Source organism: Acidobacteriota bacterium, assembly GCA_016196035.1.
GTDB lineage: Bacteria > Acidobacteriota > Blastocatellia > RBC074 > RBC074 > JACPYM01.
Genome location: JACPYM010000123.1, coordinates 107127 through 128668 on the forward strand (window position 1 = coordinate 107127; position 21542 = coordinate 128668).

Genomic DNA, 21542 nt, shown 5'->3' on the forward strand with positions numbered 1-21542 from the left:
TTTGCTAGCCAGCAACTCGCGCCACGCGTACCCTGTCGCCTGTCGGATTTAACTTGCGTGACAGCGTTCCAGTCACATACCGCCGATACCAGGCATCAAACATCAAGATCGCAAATAGCTCATATCCATTATCACGCCGCCCCCGTTGATGCTCTGCGCGAAGTAACTGAATGCAATCGTAATTAAAGACGCCTTCGCGCTCGACATAGCTACGCGGTAGCAATTCGTCGAAATAACGATCCAGCTTGGTGCGCATCCAGTTTCCCAGCGGCACGTTAAAACCTTTTTTCGGCGCGCGTTGATGTTCCGCCGGAATTAAGTCTGCGAATGCTTCCCGCAAGATCACCTTGCTGCCGCGCCGGTTCAGCTTGGTTGCAAAGGGCAAGCGGAATGCAAATTCAACAACGCGCGGATCAAGATAGGGCACGCGTAATTCCAGCGCCCAGGCCATGCTCATCTTGTCCGAATACTCCAACAGGTTGTCGGGCAAAAAGGTTTGGACATCCAACAGCGAAAAGCGGTTCCCGTCTTCCAGTTCACGCGGCATCTCGCGCAGATGCTCTGTCAGGATGCGTGCCGCCGGTCGCATCCCGCCTGGGTGCGATTTCAGCAACTGATCTTTGCGCTCTTCACTTAAGTAATAAACCCATTGCAAATATTGGGTCGCCTCATCGTCATCCAATCCACCCAGCAAGGCGCGGATACGATGCAAGCGCCGGTCGGCAAAGTGGTCAGGCAAATGCGTCAGCGCTGCCAATGCGGTTTGCGCTACACCGCGCGGCAAAAACCGCAGCCAACGCGCAGCCTGGACGGCGCGGTAACGCGGATACCCAGCAAATAACTCATCGCCACCCGCGCCAGACAGGGCCACCGTGACGTGTTCGCGCGTGTATCTGGATAACAAATAAGTTAGATAAAACGTAGTGTTACCAAACGGCTGGTCGAAATACTCGACTAACTCAAGCATTTCTTCCGGGTGCGACAGGTCAACCGATAACTCGTGATGTTCCGTTCCAAACTTATCGGCGATGCGGCGCGCTTCAACGCGCTCATCGTAATAATCCAACTCCGCACCTTCAAATAACACGGTAAAGGTCTTAACGGGCCGTTGTGCCTGGCTCGCCATCAGTCCGACAATGATGTTTGAATCCACGCCGCCCGACAAAAACGCGCCCAATGGCACATCACTCACCATCTGTTGCGTCACTGCCTCAGACAGCAGCCCGCGTAACTCCGCGCGTAACTCACTTATATCCGGTTGATGGGCAGGCGTGCTGCTGACGGCTGGTTGCCAATAGCGTTCGATGCGCACGACCCGGCAGCCGCGCAGGTCATATTCCAGCCAGTGCGCGGGCGGCAGTTGAAAGATGCCGCGCCAGATCGTGTTCGGCGCGGGCACAAACAAGAAAGAAAAGTAATCGCGGGCAGACTGCCAATCCACTTCCGGTGTGAAGCTGTTGGCCGCCAGTAAAGCTTTGATCTCAGAACCGAACAGCAGTTTGCCATCAGTCTCGGTGTAATAAAGTGGCTTGACGCCCAACTGATCGCGCACCAGAAACAAGCGCGACCGTTCAGCATCATATAAGGCCAGCGCGAACATGCCATTGAGCGCCTTAAACGCCGCCGGGCCGCGCTCTTCGTACAAGTGCAAAATAACTTCGCTATCAGTTTCAGAAACAAACTGATGACGGGCAGGATCAAGCGCAGCTTTTAACTCGCGGAAGTTATAAACCTCGCCGTTAAAACTTAGCCAAACCGTGCCATCCTCATTACTCATCGGCTGACGACCTTTAGGTGATAGATCCATCACGCTCAAGCGCCGATGGCCCAGCGCTAATTTATGCAGTGGGAACAGAGCCACACCGCTATCATCCGGGCCGCGATGCGCCAAGCTAAGCGTCATCCGCTCGACCACCTCGTGCTCACTGGTTCCGACGATACCGCAAATTCCACACATAAACTGCTTCAACGCTCCAACGACGTCTCAACCTTGTTACGCGATGCTTGTAATTTATCTTGGGCCGGCAATAACGTTTGCTCATAAAGTTTCGCCCCAATCACGGCCTCATGCATCGTCATTAACGTGCAAAAGATCAGGCCTGGCTTGCCATCGAGAAAGCCCAGACGAAAAACATACATCCACAAAAATCTGAGTATGGGGCGGCAGGGCAGCCGCGCCCACCATTGTTTGATCAACCGTTTGCGCTCTAAAGGAGAGCCAAGCAGAGCAGCTCCGATGCTACTTTCGCCACGCTGCCCGCGCGCAAAGTTGGCGTATACCCGCGCTTCCCAATTCGAATACCGGTTATGCCGTTCAATGAAATGAAAGATGCTTTTGAAATCTTCGTGCAATAAGTCATGTTTCAAATAAGCAGCGCGACCAGCTAAAACCACATGCTCGTGTACCTCTACATCGCCTGCCTGTTCAACATCCTCGGCAGCAAGTTTTTCGTAGCGGCCCAACCTGTGTTTGAATAGCCGCATGTTCCAGCTTGGATACCAGCCACAATGCTTAATCCAACGTTCTAAAAAAATCAGCTTGCGATTGATGTAATAGCCATCGGCGATGTTTGGGCCATTAAGTAACGCGCGTATCTCAGTTTCCAACGCCGGTGTTACACGCTCATCCGCATCGAGTAATAACACCCATTCATTCCGCAAAGCTAAATTCGCTAAAGCCCAGTTCTTCTTCTTGGGAAAGCCGCCTGCATATTCAAATTGCGCCACCTGCGCACCAAGTTGTTTGGCTAATTCCACCGTCCCGTCAGTGCTATGCGAATCCACTACCCAGATTTCGTCGGCCCAGGCCACGCTGATTAGGCAAGCAGCAAGGTTCTGCGCTTCATTTTTGACCGGTACGATAACTGAAAGGGGCAGTTTGTTCGTCTGCTCGTTCACGTCACACAATCCCGAATCAATGCTGTCAATTGCTGGCAATGCTTGTCCCAGGAAAATTCCTGAGCGCGCCGCCTCCCTCTTTCAACTAGCACGGCACACAATCGAATATCTGTCAGCAGGCGGGTGCATTGTTCAGCCAACGCCCGCGCATCAAAAACGTCGAAGTAAAGCGCGGCAGTGCCACATATTTCCTGATGAACTGGTAAATCAGCCGTAGCCACGGGCAACCCCGAGGCCATTGCCTCGACCAATGGATGACCAAAACTTTCGGCATAGGACGGACAAACATAGGCATCACACAATTGGTAAAGCTGATGCAGTTGTTCGTAAGGCACACCGCCCAACATCGCAATGTCAGCGCGCACGCCTAACTGATCAATCAAACTCGAAGCCGCAGACGCATCATATCCGCCATAAATTGCGCCCTGCTTCAATTCAGTTGTTAGCACAAGTTGCAATTGCAACCCGGCACGCTCACGCAGCGTGCGCTTCAATTCCGGCAAGGCGCGCAACAGGGTTTCGAAATTGCGAAAATAGTTATAGTGACTGACGTACAACAATCGGCGGCAATTCGGTTGAAAGTTGAGTTTGTCAGTTATTTGAGCAGCGAGCGGTTGCGAATCGGCAGTAAATTGTTGCTGATCGAAGCCGAAAGGAAGTACGGCAAACTGAGGCGGCTGGGAGCCTAACAAGGCTTGAAGCTGATTGAGGAGGGCAGCAGACGGCGCGACATTAATGTCCGCCGTTTTGATAGAAAGTCGCGCCAACCAGCTTTTAACCTGGTGGTTGAGCCAAGCGCTATATTCGCCGCGCGCCTGCAAATCGCGCGCAAACTCAGGCGAAAAATACAGCGCATTACGGTTAAAAAGAATCTGTGGTATCGCCGAAGTCAATAACGCGAAGTTGCCGAGCGAAACCAGCACATCGATTTGCCAGGTCTCGATAAAATCTCGCAGGCGGGTCTGTTCCCACCAAATCCGCGCCCATGTTCCGCTGGAAACAGAGACCTTTTCGATCTTCAGGCATGGGCCCGCTAAACGCCGATAATTTTCCGACTGTTCGGGCGGCGTCAAAACATAGTATTGATGTTCATGGCTGTGGCTTAAACGTGGCAATACATTTCGTAAGTAAGTCAATCCGCCGCCTGCCGTCGAAGCCAAGGCGTTCAACAAGACATTTGCCACCGTTCAAATCCCAAACATCAAATTGCCTGTTACGGTGTGGTGTTACTCACGTTGATACGAAAGATGGCGATGGTATTCTCCGCCGAGGCAAGGCGCTTCACCACAGAGCAACGTTTGAGCGAAAACGCGCGCGCCGCGCGCACTTCATCCGCGCGACTGCGCCACGGTTCGACGGCCAGCATCTCTTCCAGCGGGAATTCAGGGTCTAAAGCGCGCTGCAAATTCCCGTGCGCTACGATGTATTGCCAGCCCAGCTTTTGCTGCTCAACCTCCCAGCCGGTCGGCCCGGTTTCGGGATAGAGTTTCGCTTCCAATGCACGAAATGAAAGATAAGGCTCGTGCGTAAAATTGCGATCCCAATAGGCAAACCACAAATCGGCGCTAGCCAACACTGGCGCACCAGCCGGGATGGCCGCGCGTAACTCGGACAACCGCATTGACAACGGTATTTCCTGCCGGGCTTTCCAATGCCACAAACCAAGATTGAATAGATAGGCCACGATCAACAATCCGACAGCACAATCAGCCAGCCAACGCGGTTTAAGCAATTCAATCGCTCTAGCCAGCCAGAGCGCGAACAACGGCCAGGCAAAGATCAAATACCAGCCAAACACATTGCTCATCAAAGCCGCGGCAATCAAAAACAATACCAACCAAACTCCGACTAACATACGTCCCGTCCGCCTATCACGCCGCCATAACAACACCCCGCTTAGTAAGACGGCCACCCCTTCGGGCAAATGGCGATGTCCGCGCGCATACCAGAACCAGTTCAAATACCGTTGCAACTCCGCGCCAATAGCGCCCCACAATCCATGATCGAGAAGCTTCACGCCGTGTGTGGCTAAACCATGCAGTGTATTTTGCCTGCGAAAATCGGCAGGTTGTGGCAAGTAATGACTGGCTAACCAATAGGCAATCCCGATCAGCCCACCCAACCCATAAAGCAAAGTAACACGCCAAAATAAACTCCAAGTTGGCCTGCGTAACAACACCCAGCCAACCCACGGCAGCGGTGCCAGCAGAAACCCGTTGGGATGCACGTCTCCGCTCATCCCCATCACCAACCCGGCTAATAACAATCGTAAGTATGGCCGCTCAACAGGCGCCGAGACCGTCAACCACATCGCCGTTAGCAAGAAAAGCGTCACTAACAGATCCGGGCGCGCTGAATGCGCCGCGCTGAAAAAAACTCCTGACAAACTGAGCAACAAGGCAGCGAGCAATCCGGTTTGCTCGCTCCATAGCTCTCGCCCTAGCAGAAAGACCATAACTAACACAGCCATACCAACCAACACCGAGGGTAACAACGCAGTAACTACTCCGACCCCGGCCAATTTCATAAATACGCCTTGCACCCAGGCTCCAATATGACCAAGCAGGTAAATGTCACGACCCATACCGACAACGTCTTTGTACCCTGCCACACCTGGCTTGCCCGTTTGCCAGATTTGATAGCCAGCGGCGGCATAAGCCCCGTCATCATCAGTGGCATAAGCCGGGACACGCCCGATAGCAAATAACTGGTACCCCATTACCAACACAATGATTGCCAGTAATTTCCGCTTGACTGACAGGTTCGTCCGGCCTATCTCGCGCTCACCGTCGGCCAACTTATTCATGGCCAAGTTGTGGCCGCAATCCGCCACTCGCATAATCGCCTTTCAGGCCCATAACAAGCTCCGGTTCAATGACATTTCGTTCGCGCCCGACCCACTGCGCCACGATACCAGCCAAAGGCCCCCAAAAGATCAGCGAAATCAGGTTGCCAACTGAAAACATCCAACTCTCAAAAAAAGCATTCACTGCGCCTGCCGCAAAGATCGAAATAAAGACAGCATTGATATTTCGTTGTAATTCGTAGTCGCGGCGATGCAATAAGGTAAGGCCGTGCGCAGCGACCCGGTATAAAATCAGTAACAAGAGCAGAATGCCCGGCAAACCCAGGTCACCAAATAATTCTAAATAACTGTTATGGACATGCCGGCCTGCTTCTTTGTCAGTCGTAAAAGCAAACGTCAACAAATGCGAAGAAGCAAAGCCATAACCAGTCATCTTCTCTTTCCAGTAAAGCGGTAACACACCAGTCCACATGCCGTAGCGACGTTCCTCAACAAGTTGTTCACCGACATTTTTCACCTCGGCGCGTTGAACCGTATCTTTGCGAATGAACGAAGTGACCGTACTTTGCAATTTCGGGAAAACTGCAAAAATCACTATAGCGCAAAACACAAGTGCGAAGATTTTCAAGCGGCTCTCAAGATTCACCGTAAAAAAGTAGCTAGCAACAGCGATTAGCGTCGACAATAAACCACCACGCGAATTAGACAGCCAGACGCCAGAGAAAATCACCGCCAACAACCCCGCGTCTAACCACCACTGCCAGCGCTTGGTCGCTTCCATCTTCCAGTGAAACAATACATACGGCGTGATTAAAGCGGAAAAAATCCCGAATAAGTTCTGATTGCTAAAAGGCCCTGCATACTGACTCATCAATACTCCCGCGCCGTATTGGCTGAGCCCTGTCAGGTACAGAATCATGGCCGTGGGTAGCAAACAGAGCGCGGTGTAATAATGCAGGCGAATAAAAGACAGGCAATTCGCCCGCCAATACAGATAGAAAACAAATCCGATCATTATGGCAACAGCCATTAACACAAAACTTAAAGCCCGCATTAAAGCATAGCTTTTGTCTTCCGCATAAGTTGTCGAAACGAGGATATCGAGTAGAAACACCCCAACGATTGCGCCTGACATGACATCCGTGCGCATTGCTTGTGGCCTACGAGCACGTAACGACACCACTACTAAAATGCCCAGGGTGAGCCAGCGCAAGAGGCTCATAGGGCTGCTAATATCTGTCGAAAAGAATGATGTCTCAGCAAGCGAGCCTTTGTTCACCACAAAAAATAACAAAACCAGAAAGAAGGCTCCATAAGCGCGGATGAATCGGTCCTTTAACCGAAAAACGAGCAACCAGCATATTGTGCCCAACAGAACACCAGCAACGATCATCGCGTTTTCTCCAAATCGCTTGCTACGGGCGAGGGTTGCACAGCAACTCCTTTTGGTTGCCCGGTTAACTCGACGGCTTGCCGGATGGCTAACGCCGCGTGCTCAAAGGACCAATGAACGATCTTCTCGCGTGAACATGCTTGCATTGCTCTTACTTTTTCCTGCGCGCTGGTGAGTTCATTGATCGCCCTGGTTAGTTCCTCCACAGTAAAGCTGTGCAATACAACGCCATTGTCGTCGCCAACTAAATCAACTGCCGCACCGCATTGCCAATGCGCAATAATAGCCAGACCACATGCCATCGCTTCATTAATAACCAATCCCCAAGGCTCCGTTTGCGAAGCTAGTACCAACACCTCCGCTAAGGCGTAGTAAAAAGCTAATTCCTGCTGGCTGGCGTTACCAACAAATGTGATACGCGGGTCGCCTTCAGCTAACGTTTCTAAACCTGCGCGCTCATCCCCATCCCCAACAATCAGTAAGACAGCTCGATCCGATCTTACCTGTTGCACCGCACTAACCAACAAATCTACATTTTTTCGCTTGATCAGGCGGCCGACATACAAAAAAACCAGCTTGTCCTGCCATCCTTTTTGCCTTCGAAAAGCCTCTGCCTTGGCATGTTGCCGCCGGCTTTCTGCGGCAAACCAATCATTGTCTACGGCAAACAGCGCCTCAAAAATTTGTTCTGGCCGGGCTCCATAAGCTTCCCAAAACATGCGGCTGGCTTTGCCCACGACTAAAACCGCCGCAGCTTGTCGCGCAATGAAGCCAAGCCAGCCTGCTTTAAAAAATCGCCGCGCTCCTCGTGCATTATCAGCGTAATAAGTCGCATCTCCGGCAATCGCAAAAGGGCAGCGAGTAAGGAAACACCAAGCCAAAGCGGCAAGTTGCGGCACCCGGGTATAGCCATAAATTACTAAATAGTCAGGCCGTTGTTGCCAGAGTTTTTGCAATAAAGCTAATGCGGCCGCCCATTGTGAACTGAAGCGTCTGAGCCATTGCCTTTCTTCATCCAGCACCATCTCGCCATTCATTACGTAACCACAGGCTTGCGTTTCAGACCAACCAACATTTCTGTTCCAGCGCGAAACGTAACAAATCAGCAACTTCCAGCCAGCGTCATGAGCAAGTTTATTGAAAAGTGGTGTTAGATAAGGTGAGGGGACATTGCTTAGCAACAATACTTTTTTCATTGGCTAACAAAAGTGAGGAGATGTTTGTGACAGCTATCGCACAGGTGCAACGCGTTGCCATTTTTCGTCAACTAGGTAAAACGACCCGCCAACGCTAACATCTATTTTTACTGAGCGATAATCTGGGACACGTATCGCTACCTGTTGCTGCTCGCCTAACGGCGCGTGGGCATAAATCAACCATTGCCGTTGCGGCACTTTTCCCTGGGTTAGCGCGAGCGCATAAACCGGTAGCTGAGTGCCTAATTGCCAGGGGCGCGCTGGATCAAGCGAGGTATCCAGCAGAAACCAACGATCAACACTCTCATACTCTACCGGTACTATGCTTTGATAGGGGTGTTTGTTAGCCTTATTTGCAACAAGCTTACCCTTTTGCCAGAAATCCCGTAACACCACCTGATTATGGACACGTTCGACGGATTCGACCAGGGGCAGAAAATATGACTCAAAATCCGTTACTGTCTCAAGCCAGCTCCGAAACTCCCTCACCAGGCGTGGGCGTAATAACCACATACCAAATTGGGCCATACCTTTATACCGTTCTGGCGAGTAACTCTGCCCTTGCTTCAAATAACCCGCCAGTTTATCACTGGCATCCCCTGGCATGTTCCCATTCCACACCGACATTTCAAACCAAAACTCCGGGTTCTGACGCCGAGCCTCAGCTTGCATAAAAACCCAGTTCATCGCTTCGATTTGCGGGCTAAAAACGGTGTAATCAGTAATTGCGCTCCAATTAAAAACATAATACGGCACTGAGCATCCATCCCAAGCTAAAGCGGCAGGGTCAATTCGGCCTCTGTTATAAAGCGAATACTCTTGCCAACCTGCCCAACGCGCAAAATGCGCCGGCCCAAAGGCGTTGTAACCGATAAAGATGGCTTTGGCCCGCCAGTTTTCGTTGCTTAGGCCTTCTCTTAACCCTTCTTGAATCGCTCTGTAACGCTCGATCCAGCCCTCAGCAGTAACTTGCCGCTTAAGTTCATCGCTCCGATCTGCGCCGTATTTTTCAACATAACGTCTATCTTCTTGCAAACGATTCCAAGGCAGCTTAACGTGCTCATTATTCGACACGAACAGAATGTAGGGAGGATCAGGGTATAGCTCTTGCAACTTCTTCATTATCCGGCTATCAGTCCAACGCCGCCCCAGGTCACGCCAAGCTCTAACCCCTCCCACAGGCGAAACTTCGCGGCTAATTTTCCCATCCAGAGTAACTACATTTGGATTTTCATTGGCAGGTAAGGACAGATAACGGTCTTCGACTGAGAGCCAGATTTCCCATTGCGTGCTAACGAGAGCAATCGGAAGTTTTAACACCGCAGCTTTCTTGATGGCCGCTTCGTAATACTCGACCCAATAAGGATTGTCCGGCTGAATATTCCAATTCGCCAGCAGAAACCAGGGGAGAATATGCTTGCCCTGCTCCATCAATTTAATTTGATATGTAGGGCTGAATCCGTTTGGCGCTTCCCCGAGGTTCCAATGCCCCACCAGAGGCAATGGATAACCTACCCCCTCATTCGTTTGCGCCGAGGCTGTAAGCACCCGCGTACCCGGCAATGCCAAGCAGCCAAATACTATCAAAATATTGATAACACACTTTTTCATCTAACACCTTTCCGGGGCACCAGCCAATCACTACCATTCACTATAAGGAGGCCCAAACGAGCGTCCCAGCTTTTGCCCGAACAAAATCTGGCAGTAGGCAGCCACCAAACGCCTGCAAAAACGCGTGTATTCACCGGTTTTCTCCGAATTAAAACTCAAATAAGCACGTAAGTACAAAATCGCCAGCGAAAATGCTGCGTATGCCCAAGCCTCAAAGCGTTTACCGATCTTATAAAGATAGTACACTGAGTTCCTGCGCAATAAAAAGCTAACCATACTTGTCATATGGTATCCGTTCATTTGCTGCTCATGCACAATACTATCAATCGGCAAATATTGTACTTTCCAGCCCGCAGAGCGCGCACGATAATCAAAATCAGCATCTTCGATATACATGAAGATTGCTTCATCAAACAAACCGACTGCGCGTAAACAGGAACCGCGCAAAAGCACGCATACGCCATTCAAGACTTCCGCGTCCACTATGCTATCCTGCGACTTCATGAATGCTGCCGGCGCCAAACGGTAAGCAAACCAGTTCCATAAATTCCGCCAAAAACCCGGCGCGTAGAGCACTGTGTTTTGCACGTTATCGCTAGCCCGCAAATAAACTCGCGGCCCAGCCACGCCTATCTGTGGATGCAACTCACAATAGGCAACAACATCCCCGATAAAATCGGGATTAAGCACGACAGTGTCAGGGTTGAGTATCAGGACATATTCGGCTTTTTGCGCTAATGCATAAGTGATACCCAAATTATTTCCGCCGGTATAGCCCAAATTTGCCCCCGACTGAATAAAAATCGCCTGCGGAAATTCAACCGTCACTTTAGTTTCAACATCGTCCGCCGACTTATTATCTACTACAATTACTTGGTAATTTGAGTAGCTCAGCTTATTCAGGGAAGTTAGGCAGCGAACCACTTTCTTGGTGCAATTGTAAGCAAGCACAACAATTGCAACCAAAGGCTCGGCAGATTCACCCATTCAAGTCACCCAAATAATTATTACGAATAACTCGGCTAGCATAATTCGCAAAGAGTGCTTTAGGAGTCACCCAAATTATCGCACCAACAGCTTCCACCAATCCATAGAACGCTAACACACACGAAGCAATTGGTCTCACGCGGAACCATGACAAAGCTTTTCTGAATTTAGCCGTAGGCAATACCAGACTAGCCAAGAGCGCAACTCGTAACCGTGGATGATTAACTGGGTATTGACGCCACGCCAAATACCCATATCGAAATCCCATGATCAGAACATATTCCCAATGACGTAATTTTTTTAGCACCCCTTGCATAGTCAAAGGCCGTTCGGGGTGAATCACAACAGCCTCTGGTTGCCAGACAATTGACCCGAATTGTTGTACCCGTGCCGCCAATTCCGTATCTTCATAAGCAGCATATGGAAAGGTTTCATCAAACCCGCCAGCCTTTAACAACACATGACGGCGATAAGCACAATTGCAGGTTAAGTATACACCGCCAACTTTATTTGTCGGCCCCTCACCCAAGGGGCCAAACTCACCTTCGTTTTGGGCATATACCCGGCCTTCTACGGCAATGGCCTCTGGGTGATTAAGTAATGCTTCCCAGATTTTGGTCAGCCACTTAGGGTCTGGCACCGTATCGCTATCGGTCATGGCAACAATTTTTCCGCGCGCCTGCCGGATTCCAAGATTGCGTGCAGCGCCCGGCCCTTTTGCGGGTTGCTTAAGGTACACCCAATTGCCACCGGCTTGACTAAACTCGCTTACCAAGCCTCCTACATCCTCCACAGAACCATCATCGCAAACGATGATTTCATAGCTTTGTACTGGAAACTCTTGCTGACAAAGCGCAACCAAACATGTTTTCAATGCGCTCAGGCGGTCACGCGTAGGGATCACGACAGAAATCTGAACTGATTGTTCTGAAATTTGCGGGATATTCATGCGATCAATACCTGATCACGCTTCCATTTGTTATAAACATTTAGGCCGTTGGCAACCAGAAATACTTGTATCTGAACCAAAGTAACAAGTCGGTCAATATTAGGCGGCCAGAGTAACTCTTTCATTTTTGTACCAAGAGTAATTAGCCACCACTTCAGATTTCCCCAGATAGTACGGCGCGGATCAGTCATGCTGTAGATGAATTGGCCCCGATCACACAAATAATCTCGCTGCCGATTCTTCTGTATGTTCCAAGTTCCACCTCGGTGATGATGGATACGGCACTTAGGTACCAAAGCGATTTGATAACCGGCGCAAGCAGCACGGCGGCAGAAATCAATCTCTTCGTAAAAGGAGAAATAAATGGGGTCAAGATAACCTAGCCGCAGGAAAATTTCGCGTTTCACCGCAAAACATGATCCTTCTACCCAATCCATCGCCAACCAAGCAGGGCACGCATTTGCTTGTTCAGATTCAATTAAATGCGGTGGAACAGCGCTCTTTGTCCAAGTATTAAACTCGTTACTCGCATAGTCATATTGGAGCGGGCCTAAAATCCCCACCAAGGGTTCATTCTCACCAATTTCGACAATTTCAGCTAGCCAATTTGCAGTAACTTTCGTGTCCGGGTTTAACAAAACAACATAGTCGGCCCCGGCGTTTAAGGCACGCTTAATCCCGACATTATTGCCTTCCGAGAATCCTAGATTAACTTCATTTTCAATAATTTCGACTTGCGAGAAAGCTGCCCGTACCATGTGCACACTGTCATCCTGAGATCCATTGTCTACTAAAATCACCCGAAAATTGCCATAAGTTGTATCGCGTAATGAAGCAAGGCAGGTGTTTAACCAGCCTGCCCCATTATAATTCAGCACAATCACATACACTAAAGGTACATTCATAACGACCGACTATTCGATGTCAGTTATAGCTTGTGTTAGTAATAGCCTTTCAAATGCGTTTGCCGCCCGTTCCCAGGTATACCCCGCTATTGTGATGCGGCCTGCTTCCGCTAATCGCTGGCGAAGTCGTGGATTTTTTAGAACGGCCAGCAATTGGCTGGCTAAGGCTAAAGGGTTCTTCACTTCAGCCATTAATGCGGTCATGCCATTTTCAGCATAATCCAAAACGCCGGGATTGGCCGCCGCCACTAATGCGCAACCGCACGCCATGGATTCTGCTGGCGGCAACGGCCAGCCTTCGGCCCAACTCGGATGCAAAAAAACCGCACAGGAATTATAAAGCTCAAGCAATTCTGCCGGCGTTGGTTTCTGCTTGTACTTAATCCAGCTTGGCACCTCGACGGGACGTGGATGCGTTCCAAATAAAGTGGCTTGTAACCTGGGTAGATGTTTGTGCACTTCAGTTAAGGCAGTAATACCATCTAAAGTTCCCTTCCATGCGAATGGGTGCGCGAGCATCCCTACGCGTAAAGGGCGGCTGGCGGGCGGGGTCAGAACACGAAAATGCGAAAAATCCAGGCCATTAGGAATATAGGTAGTACGCTCTTTTTCACCAAAGCCTTTGGCGATTTCCCAGAGCCATTTCGCAATGACAATTTTATGCAAGGGTAACTTCCAGGTGTGGTTCACTTCGACTTCGTTGCCGTCCCAAGTCTCATAATGTTGAATCAAATAGTATTTCCGCCCTTTCTGTAGGGCGTAGCGGGCGACCCAAAACGCCGTGCTATAACCTGTTGCCACAATCGCATCACCAGCAGGGATATTTTTTTCTCTGAGGTCAGTCACCAGTAAAACCCGAACACCAGGTTGTAAGCGAAACCAGGGAACGAGTGTGCCGTCGCGCCAGTGCATGCGCAGAGGCCATAGATGACTTTTCATTTGCTCGATGGCTCCAACAGCAGGTTCGATGTTGCGCGGATGCACAAGCGTTACGTGATGACCGCGCGCCTGTAAGCAATTCGCATATTCATAAACAACTTTGAATCCACCTGCCGGATAGTTCAAGTAAAGCGGCAAGACGAAGGTAATCCGCATATCTTATGACCAGCGTGGCAACATAGCCGCAGCTACCATCCAACGCCAAACACGCGGGTGCCAGCTTTCATTTAAGGCCGCTTTGTATTGGCCGAAACAGCGCAGCCAGGCTCCACGTTGTTTCCAGGCAAACCCTGCCCGGATATGCATACGAGCGAAGAGTAAATCCCGCTTCACTTCACATTCAGCCCAAACATCGGGGTATTGCCGCTCAAACTCTAACAGCGCCGCCAGCGCATACTTCAAACCCTTTTCAATATCGTGTCCGCCACCCAGTAAGTTATTTTCGTGAATGCGGTAGTAGGCCAATGTCCGATTGATTCCAGCCAACGGGTAGTTTTTGGCAAATCGTAGCCAGAACTCAAAATCTTCCGCCACCGGCAATGCGGCGCTTTCTTTCATGTAGCCTATTTCTTCCACACATTTCCGCCGGAATAACACGGTCTGAGCTGGGATAAAATTGCCGAATAACAAAGCTTCTAACGTTGGCGACTGTGTGTGTCCAATTGTATTTCCATATTGGCGGGCGCGGCCTATCTGTTGATACATTATCGCTTTTCCATAAACCAGTCCGATGGCTGGATTATTGTCTAACAATTCAACTTGCTCTGCCAGCTTATCTTCGACCCAGGCGTCATCACTATCCAGAAAGGCAATGTATTCACCGCCGGCTTGTCGCATGCCAGCATTCCGCGCTGAAGCAGGGCCACCGTTGCTCTGTGCGATCAGCTTGACGCGCGGCGTATGGCTTAATGCCACTTGATGCGAGTTATCCGTCGAGCCATCATCAACGACCAAAATTTCGAAATCCCGATAGGTCTGCTGTAGCACGCTTTCAATTGCTTCGGGCAAATAGTACGCGGTGTTATAAACTGGAATAACAACTGACACTTTAGGCATAAGGTGGGTAACTATTTCAGTCTCAGTTTCTCTAAAATGGGGCGGATCGTCCGATACTTAATGGCCGAAGCCTGCATTTCCCAGAAGTCTGGCTTCCAGATCTGGCCCCAGTAAGAAAACCGGTGATCCCACATGTTTTGCTGCGCTTTTACACAATTATCGCTGGTTTTGGCGGCTGGATGCCAGGTACAGTAAGACAAAACCTGATCTACATTGGTAAATGAAAAGTGCTCGGCGATGCGCGCCCAGTAATCAAAATCCATAATCAGATGTAAGTCCTCGCGTAAAAGGCCGGTCTTCTCAAACACCTCACGCCGCCAAAAAATAGACGCTTGATGCATTTGATAGCCTTTCCAAAACTTCAATAATCTCAGGCGGTTTTCATACCAGCCCTTTACTATTGCCGGCGATCTGCCATCACAAAACACAACCACGGCGTGCCCGGCCACAGCCGTATGGCCTGTCGAGGCTCCCAGTAATTTTGACACTGTCCAGAGCGTATTCGGGGCAAAATAATCATCGCTATTCAGCCAACACATAATCTCGCCAGTACTGCGAGCAAAACCTTTATTAATGGCGTGGCTTTGCCCACGATCCGTTTCGCTCACCCAAAAAGTAAGCCAGGGTTCGTATTTGCGTATAACCTCGACGCTACAGTCCTGACTGCCGCCATCAATGACGATGTATTCGAGGTTCGGGTAACTTTGCAGTAACACCGAGCGGATTGTTTGTTCTAGAAATGCACCTTGATTATAAGATGGAGTAACTACACTAATTTTCGGCAGCCCATTTTTTTCTCGATCAGAAACCGATGAAGTAATATGCCAGGGCCAGCCTTGTTTGTCCGGTGGCGGCGCTGGTAATTCAAGTTGCGACAAAATCACTGTCAAGACTCTCGGCTCTCCGCCGCCATCAACCATTGATGTGGTACTAAAACACCCTTGCCATGCCAGCCGGGAGGGTAAAGCCTGCCGGTGCCATAAAAATCGCCGTCAATTACTTCTAGTTCAATGGCATTTTCGATCCAGTCCTCAATTTCGTGGTTGACCTGTAAAAACAAGGTCAACAAATACTGACCTCGGCTAAGCGGTAACCGTGGGATCACACAACGCAATTCTCCCCGGGGCGCGAGCGTGACCGGGTTTTGAATGACCAGTTCGCTGGAACAATTGAAGAGCGGTTGGCCCAGTAGGTCGAAAAACGTCACAGCGGCACGGCAATTCGGTAACGATTGCGTTTGGCCCAGATGTTCGCATTGATATTTCAACTTAACCACCAGCGGTTGACCCGACATACCTTGCTCAACCGGATTGCCATCTTCATCCTCAAAAAACACTGCGGTAAAGCGCACCCGGCCCTGGCCTTGCCGTTCCTGGTGGTTTGATAAATCCCAAGGTGTAGTTACTCGCAAGTTACTCAAGTAGCGTTGAATTACTGTTTCGATCTGAGCGTCGGCCATAATCTGCCCATGCTCAAGCAAGATGCCGCGCTGACAGAAAGCCAACAGCGCGGCGGTGTTATGACTGACAAATAACACCGTGCGGCCATCCCGCGCGACAGCGGACATTTTGCCAAGGCATTTTTTTTGAAAGGCCGCATCACCGACGGCTAAGACTTCATCCACTAACAAGATTTCCGGCTCCAGATGCGCCGCCACGGCAAAAGCGAGGCGCACATACATGCCGCTGCTGTAATGTTTGACGGGTGTATCGAGAAAGCGCTCCAGTTCGGCAAACGCGACGATTTCATCGAATTTGCGCTCGATGTCGCGGCGCGTCATGCCCAGGATTGAGCCATTGAGATAAATATTTTCGCGTCCGGTCAGATCAGGGTGAAAGCCCGTACCGACTTCCAACAAACTGCCCAGCCGGCCAAAGACTTCGGCGTGTCCGTGGGTGGGTTCGGTGATGCGGGCAAGTATTTTCAGCAACGTGCTTTTGCCGGCACCGTTGCGCCCGATGATGCCGACAATCTCGCCGGGTTGAATGCTGAAACTGACATCTTTAAGCGCCCAGAATTCTGTTCCGGCTGGCGTGTGCCCGCCATTGCGGCCATTCGCCAGCGGGTTGAACCGGCGCGCGGCGGCCATCAGCGTTTCGCCGAGCGTGCGGTTGAGTGTTTCGCGCGCGCCCAGCCGGTAGCGTTTCGACAAACCTGCGGCTTTGAGTGCAAAAGATGGCATCAGAGATTGCGGCGCAGCCATTCGCCGAGCACGAATACGCTCCAGACGCGCGACCAGGTAACGCGGCCTTGCAAAAAATCCTGCCAGAGCGCCTGCACGCCTTGCGGCTGGAAGAGACTGTCGAAGCCGGGAGCGGTAAAGGACTGCTCAACCTGTTCGCGCAGTTCACCCAACAGCCAGTGTTTGAAGGGCAATTCAAAACCGCGTTTGGGGCGATTGACAATTTCTGGTGGCAGATTGCCCACCGCGTCCACCAATAATTTTTTGGGTTCGTGCGGGCGCATTTTCAAGGCGCCGGGCAGCGCCAGCATCCGTTCGACCAGCTTGTGATCAATCAAAGGAACGCGTACTTCCAGGCTATGCGCCATGCTCATCGTATCGGTATCGCGCAACAGGGTATTACTGAGATAGCCGCACATTTCCATGATCGAAGCCTGGTTGACGGCATCCGCCGTCGCGCAACCGGCGCGCTGGTGCGATGTCCAATCCGCCAACAGCGTCCAGTCACGTTGATAGGTCTCGCTGGCGTAACCGTTGGCGGCCAGCAAGCGTTGTTGTTGTTCCCGCGTGAAAAGCCGGCGATGCAATTGCACCGAATGTTCATGCAGATGTTCGCTGCGCAATAACAGGCTGAGTTTGTTGGCGCGATGGTTATGGGAAAGCGTACCGAGCGCGCCAATCGCCGTCGAAGCGGCGCGGCGCAAACCTGTCGGCACCATCTGCACCTGGGTGCGGCGGCGTTCGCTTTGCTCCACGGTGCGAAAGAAATCGTAGCCCGCGAAGACCTCGTCGCCGCCCAACCCTGAGAGCGCCACTTTCAGCCCGGCCCCGACAGCCGCTTCAGAAACGATGAAGGAGTTGAGGCCATCCACCGCCGGTTGATCCAACGCATTCAATGCGCGCGGCAGCTTGGTCAGGACTTCGCGCTCCGAAAGAAAGACCGAATGATGATCGGTCTCGTAAGCTTGTGCGACCCGTTCAGCATAGACGCGCTCATTGAAATCGAGTTCTTTGAAAAAGACCGAAAAGGTTTTGACCTCGCTGGCCGTCGCCCGCCGCAGCAACGACACGAGCGCGCTGGAATCAATGCCGCCACTCAAAAACACGCCGACGGGCACATCAGAAACCAAGCGCAACCGCACGGCTTCGAGCAACAAGGCGGCAATCTCTTCGGTAACGGCAGCTTTATCCTGAGGGGCGGCGAGCAGCGCGGGAGCACTTAATCGCCAATAGGGTTCGGTGCGAAGCTGGCCGTTGGCGAAGGTCAATAGATGCCCCGGCAGCACCGCGTAAACGTTCTCGATGATTGTCAGCGGCTGCTGGACTGAACCATAGGCCAAGTAACTCTCGACCGCCACGCGCGACAGTTTGCGCGGCACCAGCCCCGTCGCCAGCAAGGCGCGCACTTCCGAGGCGAAGAGAAAGTTTTGGCCGTCGTAATAGTAATAGAGCGGTTTGATGCCGAGCCGGTCGCGCACCAGCACCAATCGTTGCGCGGCGGCTTCCCAAAAGCCGAGCGCGAACATGCCGCGCCAACTCTCAATGGCAGCCTGGCCTAACAGCCCATAGCTTTTCAGCAAGACTTCGGTGTCACTGTTGGATTGGAAGTGGAGACCACGCGCTTCAAGTGTTCGCCGCACTTCCTGAAAGTTGAAGACTTCGCCGTTGTAGGTAATCCAATTCCCGGTGGCGGCTTCGTGCATGGGCTGATGCCCGGCAGAGGAAAGATCCAGGATGCTCAGGCGGCGATGTCCGAAGGCGGCGGTGAGCGGCGCAGAGTCGGGCGTGAGGAAATCCAGCCCTTCGTCATCAGGGCCGCGGTGCGTCAGGGCGCGCGTGGCGCGGGTGAGCGGGGGCAGGATTTCGTGTTTTGGCAGCGGCGCGATGATGCCGCAGATTCCGCACATGCTTACTTGTAGCGTTTTGATTGAATGTACAGCAGGCCGCCAACCCACTGTAGCAATGGCCTGAGGCATGGTTGGTTCAACTCTGTCACCACCTCAATCGCAGCAAACTAGCAGATTGCCATACTGCGCGCGTCTTAAACACACCACGACCCATTGACCAACCGTAAAGGAAACCTCATGACGAGGCAGCATTCGATTGTCGCCTGCAATTGGTGGGAAGAGAGAGGAGCCGGAACCGGGGCCAGAGCCTGAGACGCCGCGCTAACACCAATCGCAACAATTAACCATCTTGCGCCGCGTCCTGCTTTTCACCATCGCCCGAACCGTAGTAATAGCGGCTGTAATACGTCGAATAGTAATAATAATCGTGGGGTTGCAATTTGATCTGGTTGACGACGACGCCCAGAATTTTAGCGCCGACCGATTGCAAATGGGTTTTGGTGCGTTGCGCCATTTCGCGCGGGGTAAAGCCGCTGCGAATGACGATGATCACGCCTTCGACGAGCGCCGAGAGGATCAGACTATCGGCAAAGGACGAGACGGGCGGCGAATCAATGATGACGTAATCGAAATTAGCCGAAAGCGTTTCCACGACTTGCTTCATCTTGACCGAGCCAAGTAATTCGGCAGGATTGGGCGGCAACGGGCCGACCGGCAACACATACAAATTGGGCATCGCAATCTGGATCAGCGAAGCCAGTTCGCAATCGCCCGCCAGGTAATTGCACAGACCGGCGTTGTTTTTCAGGCCGAAAATCTTGTGCACACGCGGGCGGCGCAAATCGGCATCCACGATCAGGACAGCCGCGCCCGTTTGGGCCAATGAAATCGCCGTGTTGACGCTGGTGGTGGTCTTGCCTTCGGCGGGCTGGCTGCTGGTGATCAGCAGCGTGCGCGGCGCGTGTCCCGCCGACGACAACAGCAACGAAGTGCGCAACTGCCGGTAGCTTTCGGCGATAGACGAATTGGCTTCGACCTGGGTCAAGATCACGCTGCCATCGCCGCTCATGACGCCGTTTGTCGGTACCAACTCCTGGCCGGTCAAGCTGCCGTCAACGAGCGACTTGCGCGTTTTGTTTGTCTCGAAAATGGGTATGACGCCCAGCGCCGGCAATTTCAAATGCCGGTCAATGTCTTCGACCGATTCGACCTTGTTGTTGATGTAATCGAGGAAGAGCACCAGCCCGATGCCGCCCATCAGACCGAGCAACAAGCTGAGCAGGATGTTCTGCGCGCGTTTGGGCGCGACTGGTGAACGCGGCATGGGCGAATATTCCGTGACGCGCAAATTGGGTTTGATCAACCCAGCGGCTGAGACTTCGACGCTGCTCTGGCTTTGCAGCAATTTGTCGAGCATCTGCCGGTTCGTGTCCACTTCCTGCTGCAACATCTTGGCCGAAATCGCGCCTTCGTTCTGTTGCATGGTTTCAGAACGCTGCTGGGCAAACGAAGCTTTGAGTTGATTTTCTTTCTCCACAGCGGCGCGGTATTGATTTTCCAGCGAGCCGAGAATGCGTTGCTGGGCGGCGCGCAATTCGCCTTCGACCTGCGAGACCTCCTGATTGATCTTTTTGACTTCGGGCCACTCTTCGGTAAATTCCACCAGCAATTGCTCGCGCTTCTGTTTCAGATCGCCCAGCTTTTTGATCAACTCCTGCACGAGCGAGTCTTTTTGAATTTGGGGCAGCATGAAAGGGTCGTTGGCGGCCTTGCTCATCTCATAAGCCGTCTGCAAAGTCTTCCGTTCATTTTCAGCCGTCAGCAGCAAGCTGTTGATCGCATTCAGACGATCCGTCACCGTATTTTGCCGTTCGCCAAAATCCAGCACCTGATGCGAGACACGATAGTTTTGCAGCTTTTCCTCAGCCTCGCGCAATTTCACCCGGTAATCGGCAATGCTGCGTTCGAGGAATTCACCCGATTTTTTGTTCGCGTCGTAGCGACGATCAAGGTCGCTTTTGATAAAGACATCGGCCCAGGTGTCGGCAACCTTGCGCGCCAAATCTTTGTCCTGATGCTGATAGCGAATCTCGACCAGGCGCGTGTCGCGCACAGGCCGCACATCCACATTGCCTTGCAGGATGTCGGTGTACCGAATCAACCGCTGCATCTCAAGCTTTTCGTCACTCTCGCCATTGCTGACGGCGAGGCGGCCTTCTGTTTGCGAGCCGGACTGGGGCTTGTCTTTACTCGTGGGCAGGAACGCGCCGTTGTGTTCCAGATCAAGCGCCTTCACGACCAGATAGGCGATGCGCGGGCTTTGCAGGATTTTGAGTTGGGTGTTGATGTAAGCCGAATCGTCGCCGCCGCCGACATTGATTTGCAGGTCTTTGAGATTGACGACGTGGTCTTCGCGTTCGACTTCGATCTTGGTGACGCCTTCATAAATCGAAGGCAGGCGCAGGTTGTAAATCGTCGTCAACGTGACCGCCAGAATCACGACGCTGAGGGGCACCCACAAACGGCGGCGAATAATGCGCCAGTAATCGCGCAAATGCGTTTCTTCGGTTTCCGCCGCGCCGCCGCGTCCGTAGCCATAATCGCGCCGCAGCATATCCAGCGCCGCCGCCGCCTCATCAACGGTCATTAGCTTGTTGTTGCGATTCTCTTCTTGCATTTAGGGATGAATCCGCGCTGCGAACGAGGCAGGCTAGCTTGTTTGGCGCTCATTTGCAGCTTCATTTTCCTTCAATACACGAGAAACTAAGTTATC

Annotated in this window: 16 protein-coding genes; all 16 read right to left on the bottom strand. The window is 51.9% G+C overall.

Going from position 1 to position 21542, the window contains the following annotated elements; all coding sequences use genetic code 11:
- Window positions 1-4: 4 nt before the first annotated feature.
- Window positions 5-1957, bottom strand: a complete 1953-nt coding sequence (asnB, locus tag HY011_34420) for an asparagine synthase (glutamine-hydrolyzing) (GenBank protein ID MBI3428048.1) — start codon at window positions 1955-1957, stop codon at window positions 5-7.
- An 8-nt stretch (window positions 1958-1965) separates the two neighbouring features.
- Window positions 1966-2898, bottom strand: coding sequence for a glycosyltransferase family 2 protein (locus HY011_34425; protein MBI3428049.1), 933 nt, complete (start codon window positions 2896-2898; stop codon window positions 1966-1968).
- Window positions 2895-4082, bottom strand: coding sequence for a glycosyltransferase family 4 protein (locus tag HY011_34430; GenBank protein ID MBI3428050.1), 1188 nt, complete (start codon window positions 4080-4082; stop codon window positions 2895-2897). The genes HY011_34425 and HY011_34430 overlap by 4 nt, the downstream gene beginning before the upstream one ends.
- A 29-nt stretch (window positions 4083-4111) precedes the next feature.
- Window positions 4112-5704, bottom strand: coding sequence for a glycosyltransferase family 39 protein (locus HY011_34435; GenBank protein ID MBI3428051.1), 1593 nt, complete (start codon window positions 5702-5704; stop codon window positions 4112-4114).
- A complete protein-coding gene (locus HY011_34440; GenBank protein ID MBI3428052.1) occupies window positions 5697-7097 on the bottom strand; it encodes an O-antigen ligase family protein in 1401 nt (466 codons plus the stop codon). Before HY011_34440 ends, HY011_34435 begins: the two co-directional genes overlap by 8 nt.
- Window positions 7094-8293, bottom strand: a complete 1200-nt coding sequence (locus HY011_34445; GenBank protein ID MBI3428053.1) for a glycosyltransferase family 4 protein — start codon at window positions 8291-8293, stop codon at window positions 7094-7096. The genes HY011_34440 and HY011_34445 overlap by 4 nt, the downstream gene beginning before the upstream one ends.
- Before the next feature lie 33 nt (window positions 8294-8326).
- The gene (locus HY011_34450) at window positions 8327-9904 is read right to left on the bottom strand and encodes a hypothetical protein (GenBank protein MBI3428054.1); all 1578 of its coding nucleotides are present in this window, start codon (window positions 9902-9904) and stop codon (window positions 8327-8329) included.
- 30 nt (window positions 9905-9934) lie between these two features.
- Complete coding sequence (locus HY011_34455) at window positions 9935-10891, bottom strand: glycosyltransferase family 2 protein (protein ID MBI3428055.1); 957 nt, start codon at window positions 10889-10891, stop codon at window positions 9935-9937.
- Window positions 10884-11840 carry a glycosyltransferase family 2 protein gene (locus HY011_34460; GenBank protein ID MBI3428056.1) on the bottom strand — a complete coding sequence of 319 codons (957 nt, stop codon included), beginning with the start codon at window positions 11838-11840 and terminating at the stop codon, window positions 10884-10886. The genes HY011_34455 and HY011_34460 overlap by 8 nt, the downstream gene beginning before the upstream one ends.
- Complete coding sequence (locus HY011_34465; protein MBI3428057.1) at window positions 11837-12745, bottom strand: glycosyltransferase family 2 protein; 909 nt, start codon at window positions 12743-12745, stop codon at window positions 11837-11839. Before HY011_34465 ends, HY011_34460 begins: the two co-directional genes overlap by 4 nt.
- A 9-nt stretch (window positions 12746-12754) precedes the next feature.
- Window positions 12755-13840: a glycosyltransferase family 4 protein gene (locus HY011_34470; protein ID MBI3428058.1), complete on the bottom strand. Its 1086-nt coding sequence runs from the start codon at window positions 13838-13840 to the stop codon at window positions 12755-12757.
- Between the two features lie 3 nt (window positions 13841-13843).
- Complete coding sequence (locus HY011_34475; GenBank protein ID MBI3428059.1) at window positions 13844-14740, bottom strand: glycosyltransferase; 897 nt, start codon at window positions 14738-14740, stop codon at window positions 13844-13846.
- An 11-nt stretch (window positions 14741-14751) separates the two neighbouring features.
- A complete protein-coding gene (locus HY011_34480) occupies window positions 14752-15660 on the bottom strand; it encodes a glycosyltransferase (GenBank protein ID MBI3428060.1) in 909 nt (302 codons plus the stop codon).
- On the bottom strand, window positions 15627-16922 hold the full coding sequence (locus tag HY011_34485; GenBank protein MBI3428061.1) for an ABC transporter ATP-binding protein: 1296 nt from the start codon (window positions 16920-16922) through the stop codon (window positions 15627-15629). The genes HY011_34480 and HY011_34485 overlap by 34 nt, the downstream gene beginning before the upstream one ends.
- Window positions 16922-18829, bottom strand: coding sequence for an asparagine synthase (glutamine-hydrolyzing) (gene asnB, locus HY011_34490; GenBank protein ID MBI3428062.1), 1908 nt, complete (start codon window positions 18827-18829; stop codon window positions 16922-16924). Before asnB (HY011_34490) ends, HY011_34485 begins: the two co-directional genes overlap by 1 nt.
- Window positions 18830-19109: 280 nt before the next feature.
- A complete protein-coding gene (locus tag HY011_34495) occupies window positions 19110-21446 on the bottom strand; it encodes a polysaccharide biosynthesis tyrosine autokinase (GenBank protein ID MBI3428063.1) in 2337 nt (778 codons plus the stop codon).
- Window positions 21447-21542 lie beyond the last annotated feature (96 nt).